General features: G+C 73.3%; 3 protein-coding genes. All 3 read left to right on the forward strand.

Going from position 1 to position 13,092, the window contains the following annotated elements; translation table 11 throughout:
• The first annotated feature begins 7 nt into the window (after window positions 1-7).
• The 3 genes from AB5J51_RS40980 (at window position 8) to AB5J51_RS40990 (ending at window position 13,065) form a co-directional block, all read left to right on the forward strand.
• Window positions 8-6,574, forward strand: a complete 6,567-nt coding sequence (locus AB5J51_RS40980) for a type I polyketide synthase (protein WP_369780515.1) — start codon at window positions 8-10, stop codon at window positions 6,572-6,574.
• Between the two features lie 5 nt (window positions 6,575-6,579).
• Window positions 6,580-9,687: a type I polyketide synthase gene (locus AB5J51_RS40985; protein ID WP_369780516.1), complete on the forward strand. Its 3,108-nt coding sequence runs from the start codon at window positions 6,580-6,582 to the stop codon at window positions 9,685-9,687.
• Between the two features lie 153 nt (window positions 9,688-9,840).
• Window positions 9,841-13,065 carry an amino acid adenylation domain-containing protein gene (locus tag AB5J51_RS40990; RefSeq protein WP_369780517.1) on the forward strand — a complete coding sequence of 1,075 codons (3,225 nt, stop codon included), beginning with the start codon at window positions 9,841-9,843 and terminating at the stop codon, window positions 13,063-13,065.
• Window positions 13,066-13,092: the final 27 nt, after the last annotated feature.

Consider the following 13,092-nt stretch of genomic DNA (forward strand, 5'->3'; position numbering starts at 1 on the left):
GAGAGCAATGACAAACGACAACAACGCCGAAGTTCTCGAGTACCTCAAGCGGACGTCGATCGAGCTGATCGAAACGCGCAAGCGCCTGAAGGAGCTGACCGAGGCCGCCGCCGAGCCCATCGCGGTGGTGGGTGTGGCCTGCCGCTTCCCGGGCGGGGCGGCGTCCCCGGAAGCACTGTGGGACCTGGTGCAGGCCGGCGCGGACGTCGTGTCGGAGTTCCCGGAGGACCGTTTCTGGGACCTGGAGGACCTCTACGACCCACAGCGCGAGCGGCCGGGCACCTGCTACACGCGGGAAGGAGGCTTCCTCCACGACGCGGGTGACTTCGACGCCGACTTCTTCGAGATCAACCCGCGCGAGGCGCTGGCCTCCGACCCGCAGCAGCGGCTCCTGCTGGAGACCTCGTGGGAGTCCCTGGAGCGGGCCGGCATCGACCCGCACTCCCTGCGCGGCACCAGCACCGGCGTCTTCGCCGGCATCGCCTACTTCGGGTACGGCAACCACTACTTCACCCCCGAGAACATCTCGGGCTACGCGCAGATCGGCTCCCTGCTGAGCGTCGCGTCCGGCCGCGTGTCGTACGCGCTGGGCCTGGAGGGACCGGCGGTGTCCACCGACACCGCGTGCTCCTCCTCACTGGTGACGGTGCACCAGGCGGTGCAGTCGCTGCGCCAGGGCGAGTGCGGCCTGGCGCTGGCCGGCGGCGTCACCGTCATGGCGATGCCGCAGGTGCTCCGCGAGTTCGCGCGCCAGGGCGGCCTGGCGGCCGACGGCCGGTGCAAGGCGTTCGCCGACGCGGCGGACGGCACCGGCTTCTCCGAGGGCGTCGGCATGCTGGTCCTGGAGCGGCTCTCCGACGCGCAGCGCAACGGCCGCAAGATCTGGGCGGTCATCCGCGGCTCCGCCGTCAACCAGGACGGCGCCTCCAACGGCCTGACCGCACCGAGCGGCCCGGCGCAGCAGCGCGTCATCCGCGCCGCGCTGGCCAACGCCCGCGTCCAGGCCGGCGACGTCGACGTGGTCGAGGCGCACGGCACCGGCACCAAGCTCGGCGACCCCATCGAGGCGCAGGCGCTGCTGGCCACCTACGGGCAGGAGCGCGAGCCGGGCAACCCGCTGTGGCTGGGCTCCCTGAAGTCGAACATCGGCCACACCCAGGCGGCGGGCGGCGTCGGCGGCATCATCAAGATGATCATGGCGATGCAGCGCGGCGTGATGCCCAAGACGCTGCACGTGGACCAGCCCTCGACGCACGTCGACTGGACGGCCGGCGCGGTCGAGCTGCTGACCGAGGCCCGCGCGTGGCCCACCGCCCCGGGCCGTCCCCGCCGGGCCGGCGTGTCCAGCTTCGGCGCCAGCGGCACCAACGCCCACCTCATCCTCGAGGAGGCCCCCGAGCCGCAGCCGGCCCCCGACGCCGCCGACCGCGTGCCGGCCGGCGCTGCGGGCCTCGTGCCGTGGGCCCTGTCGGCGCGGTCCGAGCAGGCGCTGCGGGCACAGGCCGAGAAGCTGCGCGCGTTCGTCGCCGCCGACCCGGCGGCGGACCTCGCCGCCATCGGCGCCTCGCTGGTCTCCGCCCGGGCACAGTTCGAGCACCGCGCCGTGGTGCTGGGCAGCGGCCGGGACGACCTGCTGGACGGCCTCGCGAAGCTGGCCGAGGGCGCCGAGTCCCCCGCCGTGGTGCGCGGCGCGGCCGGCGAGCCGGGCGGCTTCGCCTTCATGTTCCCGGGCCAGGGCTCGAAGTGGACCGGCGTGGCCCGCGAGCTGTACGACACCTTCCCCGTCTTCGCCGAGGCCCTCGACGAGGTCTGCGCGCGCTTCGACGCGCACCTCCCCTTCGAGCTGAAGCCCCTGCTCCTCGCCGACGAGCCCGAGGGCCGCGAGCGCACGGACGTCATGCAGCCCGCGCTGTTCGCCCTGCAGATCGCCCTCTACCGGCTCCTTCGCCGGTACGGCCCGCAGCCGACCCACCTGATCGGCCACTCCGTCGGCGAGATCGCCGCCGCCCACGTGTCCGGAGCCTTCGACCTGGACACCGCGACCCGCATCGTGGCCGCCCGCGGCCGCACCATGCAGGCCGTCACCGAGCCCGGCGCCATGCTGGCGGTCCGCGCCCCGGAAGCCGAAGTCGCCGCGCTGCTGCGCCCGTACACCCGTACCGGCATCGCCGCCGTCAACGGCCCGGAGTCGGTGGTCGTCTCGGGCCTGCGCGACGAGGTGCACGACCTGCGCGACCGGCTCGTCGCCGACGGCCGGTCGGCGAAGCTGCTCCCCGTCGACCACGCGTTCCACTCCCCGCTGATGGGCCCGGTCCTGGAAGAGTTCGAACGGGCGCTGCGCGCACTGCCCATGGGCGGCGAGCTGTCGGTCCCGGTCGTCTCGACGCTGCTGGGCCGCGAGGCCACCCTCCAGGAGCTGACGTCCGTCACCCACTGGGTCGACCACGTCCGCGAGCCCGTGCGCTTCCACGACGCCGTGGAGCGCGCCCGCGCGGCCGGCGCGAACGTCTTCGTCGAGGTCGGCCCGGGCTCCACGCTCGCCGGCCTCACCAAGGACGCGTTCGCCGCGGAGGGCGTGCACGACGCCGTCGTCGTGGCCTCGTCGCGCCGCGACCGCGGTGTCGCACAGGGCCTGGCCGGCGCGCTCGCCGAGCTGCACGTCCTGGGCGCCGCCGCGGACTGGGCCGCCCTGTTCGGCACGCAGGAGCGCGTCGACCTCCCGACGTACGCGTTCCAGCACCAGCGCTACTGGATGGACTTCCTGTCGGGCCTCGCGTCCGCGGACGTGACCTCCGCCGGCCTGTCCGCCGCGGAGCACCCGCTGCTCGGCGCCGTGGTGGAGCACCCCGGCACCGACGAGGTGGTCTTCACCGACCTGTGGTCCCTGCGGACCCACGAGTGGATCGCCGACCACGCCGTCTTCGACTCCGTCGTCGTCCCGGCGACCGCCTACATGGACCTGGCGCTGTCGGTGGGCGCACACGTCGGCTGCGCCTCGGTCGAGGAGCTCTCCCTCGAAGTCCCGCTGATCCTCCCCGACACGGGCGACGTGCAGGTGCGCGTCGTCGCCGGCGCCGCGGACGAGAGCGGCCGCCGCTCCCTGGACGTGTACTCGCGTCCCGCCGAGGACGCCGCCGGTGCCGGCGGCTGGACCCGGCACGCCATGGGCACCCTGGTGCCCGGCGCCCCGCAGGACGCCGACCGGGCCCAGGACGCCCGCGCGCTCGCCGCGTGGCCGCCGGCCGGGGCCGAGCAGATCGGCTTCGACGGCCTCTACGACTCCCTCGCGGACGGCGGCTTCGACTACGGCCCGCTGTTCCGCGGCCTGCGCGAGGTCTGGCGCAAGGGCGACGACCTGTTCGCCCTCGCCACCCTGCCGGAAGGCGCCGACGGCGGGTTCGCCCTGCACCCGGCACTGATCGACACCGTGCTGCACGCCGTCGTCGCCGGCGGCGTCATCACCGTGACGGGCGACCAGGGCTGGATGCCCTTCGCCTGGTCCGGCGTGCACCTCGCCGGGGAATGCGGCCCGACCGTGCGCGTCAAGCTCACCCCGGCCGCCGAAGGCGTCGTGTCCCTCGTGATCGCCGACGAGCACGGCCGCGAGATCGCCCACGTCGACGCGCTGACGTTCCGCCCGGCCAGTGCCGAGCAGGTCCGCTCGGCACGCGGCGGACGCGAGCAGTCCCTGTACGCACTGGACTGGCGCCCGGCCCCGCAGGCCGCGCCCGACGCCGGCCGCGCGCAGTGGGGCGTCATCGGCGCGGAGACCGGCCGGGCCGCCCGGCTCGTCGCCGCGGGCGACGGCAGCGTCTCGCTGTACGCGTCCCTCGGCGAGGTCCTCACCGCCGACGCCCCCCGCCACCTCGTCCTGTGCCTCGACGACGCCGTCGCCCCCGGCGGCGACGACCTGCTCACCACGGTCGGCGACGCCGGCAAGCACGTGCTGGAGACCGTCCAGAAGTTCCTCGCCGAGGACCGGCTCGCCGCGTCCACGCTGGTCGTGCTCACCCGCCTGGCGCAGGCCACCGGCGCGGGCGACGACGTCGAGAGCCTGCCCGGCGCGTCCGTGTGGGGCCTGATCCGCTCCGCCCAGACCGAGCACCCCGGCCGGTTCCGGCTCGTCGACATCGACGACGAGGACAGCTCGTGGGCGGCCTTCGCGGACGCCCTCGCCCTCGGTGAGGACCAGCTGGCGCTGCGCGGCGGTACGTTCCTCGTGCCGCGGATGGTGCAGGCCGCGCCCGCCGACCACCGGCTCGAGCCGCCGGCCGACGGCGCGTACCGGCTGGGCATCACGAAGGCGGGCACGCTGGAGAACCTGACCTGGGTCCCGTGCCCCGAGGTGGAGGCGCCCCTGGAGGCCGGGCAGGTCCGCATCGCCGTCCAGGCCGCCGGCCTCAACTTCCGCGACGTCACGATCGCCCTGGGCCTCATCGACCGGACGGACTTCGACTCCGGGCTCGGCAGCGAGGGCGCGGGCATCGTGCTGGAGGTCGCGGACGACGTGGCCGGCCTCGCCCCCGGCGACCGGGTGACCGGCATCTTCAACGGCTCCTTCGGCCGCGTGGCCGTGGCCGACCACCGCCTGCTGGCCCCCGTCCCCGACGGCTGGAGCCACGCCGAGGCGGCCTCCATGCCGAGCACCTTCCTCACCGCGTACTACGCGCTCTTCCACGTGATGAAGCTGCAGAAGGGGCAGCGCATCCTCATCCACGCCGCTGCCGGCGGCGTCGGAACGGCCGCCGTCCAGCTGGCCCGGCACGTGGGCGCCGAGGTCTACGCCACCGCCGGCCCGGCCAAGTGGGCCGCGCTGCGCGCCATGGGCCTCGACGACGCGCACCTGGCGTCCTCGCGCGACCTGGAGTTCGTGGAGAAGTTCCTCGACGCCACGGACGGCCGCGGTGTCGACGTCGTACTCAACTCCCTCGCGCACACCTTCGTCGACGCCTCGCTGAAGCTGCTGCCGGGCGGCGGCAACTTCATCGAGATGGGCAAGACGGACATCCGCGACGCCCGGCAGGTCGCGGCCGACCACCCCGGAGTCGACTACCAGGCCTTCGACCTCTACGGCACGGCGGGCCCGGACACCATCCACGAGATGTTCCGCGACGTCATGGAGCTGTTCGCCGACGGACGGGTGCAGCTCAGCCCGATCTCCGTCCGCAGCATCCGCGACGCCCGCAAGACGTTCCGCGACATGAGCCAGGGCCGCCACGTCGGCAAGCTCGTCTTCGACCTGAGCAGCGGTTTCGGCGGCGGCACCGTGCTCGTCACCGGCGGCACCGGCGGTGTCGGCTCGCTGGTGGCGCGGCACCTCGTCGCCGAACACGGCGTACGGAGCCTGGTACTGGCGAGCCGTCGGGGCACGGCGGCCGACGGGGTTCCCGAGCTGGTCTCGGACCTCGAGGGGGCGGGTGCCTCCGTCCGGGTCGTGGCCTGTGACATCGCGGACCGGGCCGCCGTGGCGGACCTGCTCGCGGACATGCCCCCGCAGTACCCGCTGACGGCGGTCGTGCACGCGGCGGGTGTCCTCGCCGACGGCACCGTCGAGTCGCTGACCGCGGAGAGCATCGACCACGTGCTGCGCGCGAAGGTCGGCGGTGCGGTCAACCTGCACGAGCTGACCCGGGAGCACAGCCTCTCGGCGTTCGTCCAGTTCTCCGCCCTCGCCGGCACGCTCGGCACCGGAGGACAGGCGAACTACGCCGCGGCGAACGGCTTCCTGGACGGTCTGGCGGCGCAGCGCAGCGCATCCGGCCTGGTCGGCACCTCGCTGTGCTGGGGCTGGTGGGAGCAGAGCAGCGGCATGACCGGGGACCTGGACCAGGCCGATCTCTCCCGGCTCCGCCGGATGGGCATCGCACCGATGCCGACGGCCGAGGCACTGGCCCTGTTCGACGCGGCGTGCGCGAGCGGCAAGCCGGTCCTCGTCCCGGCCCGGGTGGACCTCGCCGGCCTGCGCAGCAAGGCCGCCGACGAGCTGCCGCTGCTGCTGCGCGGCCTCGCCGACTCCGGCCGCCCGCGCCGGAGCAGGACGGGCACGCCCAAGGACGGCGGCTCCGTGGACCTGGCCGCCAGGCTGGTCACCCTGCCGGCGGACGAGGCGGAGGCAGCGGCCCTGGACTGGATCCGCGACCAGGTCGCCGTCGTGCTCGGACACCCGTCCGGCGCGGCCGTCGACGCCGACCAGGCCTTCACCCAGCTCGGATTCGACTCGCTGACCGCGGTCGAACTGTGCAACCGCCTGGCCGCCGCCACCGGACTGCGCCTGGCGTCCACCCTCGTCTTCAGCTACCCCACGCCGCGCGAGCTGGGCCTGCACCTGCTGGGCCTGCTGCGTCCCGAGGCGGACGCGAGCCAGGACGAGGACGCTGTGATCCGCGAGGTGCTGCGGAACGTCCCGATCGACAGCCTGCGCAGCGCGGGCCTCCTGGAGCTGGTCCTGGCATGCGCCAACCCGCCCCGGGAGAACGGCGAGGCAGCCGCGGCGGACGCGGACACCGGTGCGGACGAACTGTCGGACATGGACCTGGACGCGCTGCTCGACCTGGCTCTGGATGAGAAGAGGTAAGTGACATGACCAACTCCGCGGATCAGACGGCGGAGGGCGGGGACCGGGTCCAGAGGGCGCTCCGTACGCTGCTGGAGGAGCGCGACCGCCTGCGCCAGGAGAACGACGCCCTGAAGGCCGGCCGCGGCGAGCCGATCGCCGTGGTGGCCATGGCCTGCCGCTACCCGGGAGGCGTCTCGTCGCCCGAGGAGCTGTGGGACGTGATCCGCAGCGGCCGGGACGTCGTGGACGCGTTCCCGACGGACCGCGGCTGGCGGGACGTGTACGACCCGGACCCCGACACCGTCGGCAGTGCCTACGTGCGCCAGGGAGGTTTCCTGGCCGACGTCGCCGGCTTCGACGCGGACTTCTTCGGCATCAGCCCGCGCGAGGCGCTGGCCACCGACCCGCAGCAGCGCCTGCTGCTGGAGACCTCGTGGGAGGCCTTCGAGCGGGCCGGCATCGTCCCCGCCGACGTACGCGGGTCGGAGGTCGGCGTGTTCTCCGGGGTCAGCTCCACCGAGTACGGCTGGCGTTTCCTGGAGGCGGGCCAGAGCGAGCTCGAGGGCTACCTGCTGTACGGCAGCTCGCTGAGCGTCGCGTCCGGCCGGGTGGCGTACGAGCTGGGCCTGACCGGCCCGGCGGTGTCCCTGGACACGGCCTGCTCCTCGTCGCTGGTGGCCCTGCACATGGCGGTGCAGTCCCTGCGTGCCGGGGAGTGCTCGCTCGCGCTGGCCGGCGGGGCGCTGGTGATGTCGACGCCCGCCGCCTTCGTGGAGTTCGCCCGGCAGGGCGCCCTGTCGGCCGACGGCCGGTGCAAGGCCTTCGCGGACGGGGCCGACGGGACCGGCTGGGCCGAGGGCGTGGGCGTCCTGCTCCTGGAGCGGCTGTCCGACGCCCGCCGCAACGGCCACCCGGTGCTCGCCGTCGTCCGCGGTTCCGCGGTGAACCAGGACGGCGCCAGCAACGGGCTGACCGCCCCCAACGGCCGCGCCCAGGAGAAGGTGATCCGGCGGGCCCTGGCGAACGCGGGGGTCAAGGCCTCCGAGGTGGACCTGGTCGAAGCGCACGGCACCGGGACCAAGCTGGGCGATCCCATCGAGGCGGAGGCCCTGCTGGCGACCTACGGGAAGGACCGGGACGAGGGCAGGCCGCTCTACCTGGGATCCCTGAAGTCGAACATGGGCCATGCCCAGGCCGCCGCGGGGGTCGGCGGGGTCATCAAGGCCGTGATGGCCATGCGCCACGGGTACCTGCCGAAGACCCTGCACGTGGACGCGCCCTCGCGGCACGTCGACTGGTCCTCCGGCGGGGTCGAACTGCTGGCGCAGGGCCGTGAGTGGACCCGGGCGGACGGTCCGCGCCGGGCCGGCGTGTCCTCGTTCGGCGTCAGCGGCACCAACGCGCACGTGATCCTGGAAGAGGCCCCGCGGCAGGAGCAGGCGCAGGCGCGCGTTCCGGGCCCGGACGTCGTCGGCGGGCTCGTGCCGTGGGTGGTGTCGGCCAAGAGCGCGGCCGCCCTCCGGGGCCAGGCGGACAAGCTGCGCGACTTCCTCGCCGCCGACCCGCGGGCGGACATCGCCGGCATCGGCGCGTCGCTGCTGTCGAGCCGGTCGCGGTTCGAGCACCGTGCGGTCGTGCTGGGCCGTGGCCGCGACGAGCTCCTCGGCGCTCTCGCGGCGCTCGGCGAGGGCGCGGAATCCCCCGCGGTGGTGCGCGGCTCGGCCGGCAAACTCGGCGGTGTCGCCTTCGTGTTCCCCGGCCAGGGGTCGCAGTGGGTGGGCATGGGCCGGCAGCTGTACGACACCTTCCCGGTCTTCGCGCAGAGCCTCGACGCGTGCGCGGCCGCCCTGTCCGAGTGGGTCGACTGGTCGCTGCTCGACGTGGTGCGCGGGGTGGAGGGGGCGCCGTCCCTGGACCGGGTGGACGTGGTCCAGCCGGCGCTGTTCTCGGTGATGGTGTCCATGGCGAGCCTGTGGCGCTCCTGGGGTGTGGAACCGGCCGCGGTGGTCGGACACAGCCAGGGCGAGATCGCCGCCGCCTACGTCTGCGGTGCGCTGTCGCTGAGGGACGCCACCAAGATCGTGGCGCTGCGCAGCCTGGCGCTGCTGGACCTGATCGGTCACGGCGGGATGGCGTCGGTCGCGGAGTCCGCGGACGTCGTAGCGGAACGTCTCGTTCCGTGGGGGGACCAGCTGAGCATCGCCGTCGTCAACGGCCCCCGCTCCGTGGTCGTGTCCGGGGAGCCGGACGCCCTCGACGAGTTCGTCGAGAAGATGAAGGCCGACGGCGCCCAGGCCCGCAGGATCTCGGTCGACTACGCCTCGCACTCCCACCATGTGACCCGGGTCCGCGAGCAGGTGCTCGGCCCGCTGTCCGACGTGAGCCCGAAGACGTCGCAGCTGCCCTTCTACTCGACCCTGTACGGCAAGGTCATCGACACCGCACGGCTCAACGGCGACTACTGGTACGACAACCTGCGCGAGAAGGTCCTCTTCGAAACCTCCGTCCAGCGGCTGGCCGAGGACGGCTTCCGGGTGTTCGTCGAGATGAGCCCGCACCCCGTGCTGACCGTCCCCGTGCAGGAGATCGTCGAGGACGTGGACGACGCGCTGGTCCTGTCCTCCTCGCGGCGGGACAGGGACGAGGTCGAGGCCGTGGTCGGCTCGCTCGCCCAGCTCCACGTCCGGGGCGGGTCGGTGGACTGGGACGCCCTGTTCGGGACGCGCGAGCGGGTGGACCTTCCGACGTACGCGTTCCAGCGGCAGCGGTACTGGCTGAACTCCTCGCAGACGGCGGTGGCGGCCGAGGTTCCCTCGACCGAGCCGCCGGCAGGAGACGACCACCTCGTCCCCCTGCCGGAACGGATCTCCGCCCTCTCCGGCGACGACGCGAAGGCACTCGTGCTCGAGCACGTCCTCGAGAAGGTCGCCGTCGTGCTCGGCCACCCCTCCAGCGCGTCCGTCGACCCCGATCAGGAGTTCAAGGAGATCGGCTTCGACTCGCTGCTCTCCGTGGAGCTGAGCAAGCGCCTGACCGCATCGACCGGCCTCAAGCTGAGGGCGAACCTGGTCCTGAAGTTCCCCTCGCCGAGGCGGATCGCCGAGCACGTCACGTCCTCGATGGCCGCGTAGGAAGTGTCCCGCCGGCGGGACACCGCAAGCTCCACAGCGGCTTGTCCCGCCCGGCGCCAAGTTGTCTTGAACGGCTGACCCCCTTCCCCGAAGGTGGGGGTGATCTGTGAAGTTCTCCGATTCCCGGGCCTGTTTGCTGAGGGGTTGATCTGTGTGCGTTCGTTCGGTGCGTCGTCTGCGCATAAAGGCATGTGGCGGGCGCAGGAAATGGCTCCCGACACGCCGAACCATGCGCTGACCATGTGGGATGTGGACGGTGAGCTGGACACGGCCGTCATCGAATCCGCATTCCTGCACGTGATGGGCGAGGCGGAGGTGCTGCGCGTCAACTTCGTCGACGACGGCAGCGGACTGCGCCTCGTACCCCGGGAACTGGGGGACTGGCGGCCCTTCTTCCTGGACCTCAGTGCCGAGGCCGACCCCGAGCAGGCGGCGCGCGAGGCGCTGGCCGACATGGTGCGGCAGCCGTTCGACCTGTCGAAGGACCTGCTGTTCCGACTGGGCGTGGTCAAGCTCGCGGAGGCCCGCTCCCTCCTCGTGATCGCCTACCACCACCTCATCTCGGACGGGTTCGGCGCGGGCGGCCTGCTCTCGAAGCGCCTCGCCGAGGTCTACACGGCGCTGGTGCGGGGCGAGGACGTACCGGAGATGCCCCACCCGTGGGACGCCGAGTCGTTCGCGGCCGAGGCGACGGACTACCTCGCCTCCCCGAAGTTCACCGAGGACATGGACTTCTGGCGCGACTACCTCAAGGATGCGCCGGCGCCCGCGCAGGTTCCGCGCGTCGCCCTGTCCGACTCGATGCGGGCCGCCCTCTCCGAGCCGATGAGCAGCGCCGACCGCTGGTCGGAGGTGGCCGAGACCATCGGCATGGTGAGCCGGACGCTGACCGTTCCGCGCGCCGAGGCCGACGTGTGGACCGAGACCGCGACGTCCATGGGCGTGTGGATGTCGCAGATGCTGACCGCGGCCGCGGCGGTGTTCTTCCGGCACCGCTGCGACCGTCCGGAGTTCCTCCTCTCCCTGGCCGTCGGCAACCGCGTCGGCGTGGCGAGCAGGACGCCCGGCCTGGCCGTGAACGTGGTGCCGGTGCGGGTGTCGGTCCCGCTCGGCGCGACCTTCGCCGAGATAGCCGACGCCATGGTCGACGAGACGTACGAGCTCTTCGGCCACACCGCCTGCCACTACTCGGACATCCAGCGCGCGAGCGGAACCGTCCTGAGCGGCCGCGGCAGTTTCGGCGCCGTCATGAACGTCGTCGAGTTCGTGGAGCAGCTCCACTTCGCCGACAGCCCGGCGCGCTACTCCGGCGCCACGACCGGCACCTTCGAGGAACTGTCGATCGGCGTCTACACCGACGGGAGCGCCGACAGCGACCTCTACATCCGGCTCGACGCCCCTGCCAGCCTGTACCACCGCGCGGAGCTGCGCTTCCTCGGCGAGGAGCTGATCGCGCACATCCGTGCCGTGGTGGCCGCCGGTACGCAGCCGGTCGGTGCGCTGGACGTGGTCGGCGGTGTCGAGCGCGACGGCGTCCTGACGGCGCCGAACGACACGGACGTGGCGCTGCCGGGGCTGACGGTTCCCGAGCTGTTCGCCCGGCAGGTGGAGCGGGACCCGTACGCCATCGCCATGGTGTCCGGCGACTCGGAGGTCTCGTACCGGGAGCTGGACGAGCGGTCGAGCCGTCTCGCCGAGGCGCTGCGCGGGCAGCACGTGGGACCCGAGACGGTCGTCGCCGTGGCGCTGCCCCGGTCGGTGGACCTCGCCGTCGCCCTGCTGGGCGTGGTGAAGGCGGGCGGGGCCTACCTGCCGATCGACCCGACGCTCCCGGCGGAGCAGATCAACACGCAGATCGGCGCCGCCCCGGCGCGCGCACTGCTCACCGATGCGGCGACCGCCGGCGCCCTCTCCTCGGGCCTGGACGTTCCGGCGATCGTGTTCGACGACGTCCGCCCGGACACCGCCGACGACGCGGACAACGGCGCGCCGCAGGCTGCGCTCACGGCCCACCAGGACAGCCTGCTGGCCGTCATGCACGGCTCCGCAACGACCGGTGCGGCCACCGGGGTCGCAGTGACGCACCGCAACATGGAGCGGTTCGTCAAGGACCGCCACTGCAAGGAGGCCGGCCAGAGCACGGTGCTGTGGCACGCGCCGCACACTGCCGACGTGCTCGCCCTCGAACTGTGGGTCCCCCTGCTGAACGGCGGCCGCGTGGTCGTGGCGCCCGCGGGCGAGCTCGACATCGACGCGCTGACCGCTCTGCGGGCGGCCCACGAGATCTCCACGCTGTGGCTGCCCGCGGGCCGGTTCTCGGTGATCGCCGCAGAACGCCCCGACTGCCTCGCCGGGCTGCGCGAGGTGTGGACCGGTGGCGACCGAGTGTCGACGGCCGCGCTGCGCCGGGTCCGCGAGGCCTGCCCCGAGCTGACGATCGTCACCGGCCACGGCCTGACCGAGACCACCGTCTTCGCCGCCTGCCAGCGCCTGGCCGCGGACGAACCCGTGCGCCTCGCGTCCGCGGTCGGCCGCCCGATGGACAACACCGCCCTCTACGTGCTGGGTCCGGGACTGGCGCCCGTCCCCGTCGGCGTGACCGGAGAGCTGTACGTCGCCGGTCCCGGCGTGGCCCGTGGATACGCCGGGCAGCCCGGGCCGACCGCGGAGCGGTTCGTGCCCTGCCCGTTCGGTCCGGCCGGCGCGCTCATGTACCGGACCGGGGACCGGGTGCGCTGGGGTACCGGCGGCCGGCTCGAGTACGTGGCCCGGGCCGACGCCCAGGTCGATGTACGTGGCGTTCGAGTCGAGTTGGCCGAGGTCGAAGAGGTGCTGTCCGAGCACAGCGGCCTTGCACAGTCGGTCGTGGTCGTCAAGGCCGACGGTTCCGGGCAGCAGCGCCTGGTGGCCTATGTGGTCCCGGTCCGCGGCCAGAGCGTCTCGGGCGAAGAGCTGCGCCGGTTCGCCGCGGGGTGGCTGCCGGAGTCCATGGTGCCGTCGGTGTTCACGGTGCTGGAACGCCTGCCGGTGACGGTCAACGGGACGGTGGACCGGGCGGCGCTGCCGGAGCCCGAGTTCGACGCCGGGAAGTACCGGGCACCGCGCAACGAGACCGAGCGGGTGCTGGCCGCGGCGTTCGCCGACGTGCTCGAGCTGGACCGGGTCGGCATCGACGAGGACTTCTTCGACCTCGGCGGAAACTCGCTGCGGGCGATCAGGCTGGTCGGCCTGATCCGGGCGGAGCTGAACCAGGAGGTGTCGATCCGCAGGCTGTTCGCGGCGCGCACCATCACCGGTCTCTCGGACATGTGGAAGGACCTCGCCCAGTCGAGCAGGCCGACCCTGCGCAGGAGGACGAGGGAAGGCGCCGTTCTCTGACCGGGCCGTCACACCCGAGCGCCCGCG

The organism is Streptomyces sp. R33, from assembly GCF_041200175.1.
GTDB lineage: Bacteria > Actinomycetota > Actinomycetes > Streptomycetales > Streptomycetaceae > Streptomyces > Streptomyces katrae_B.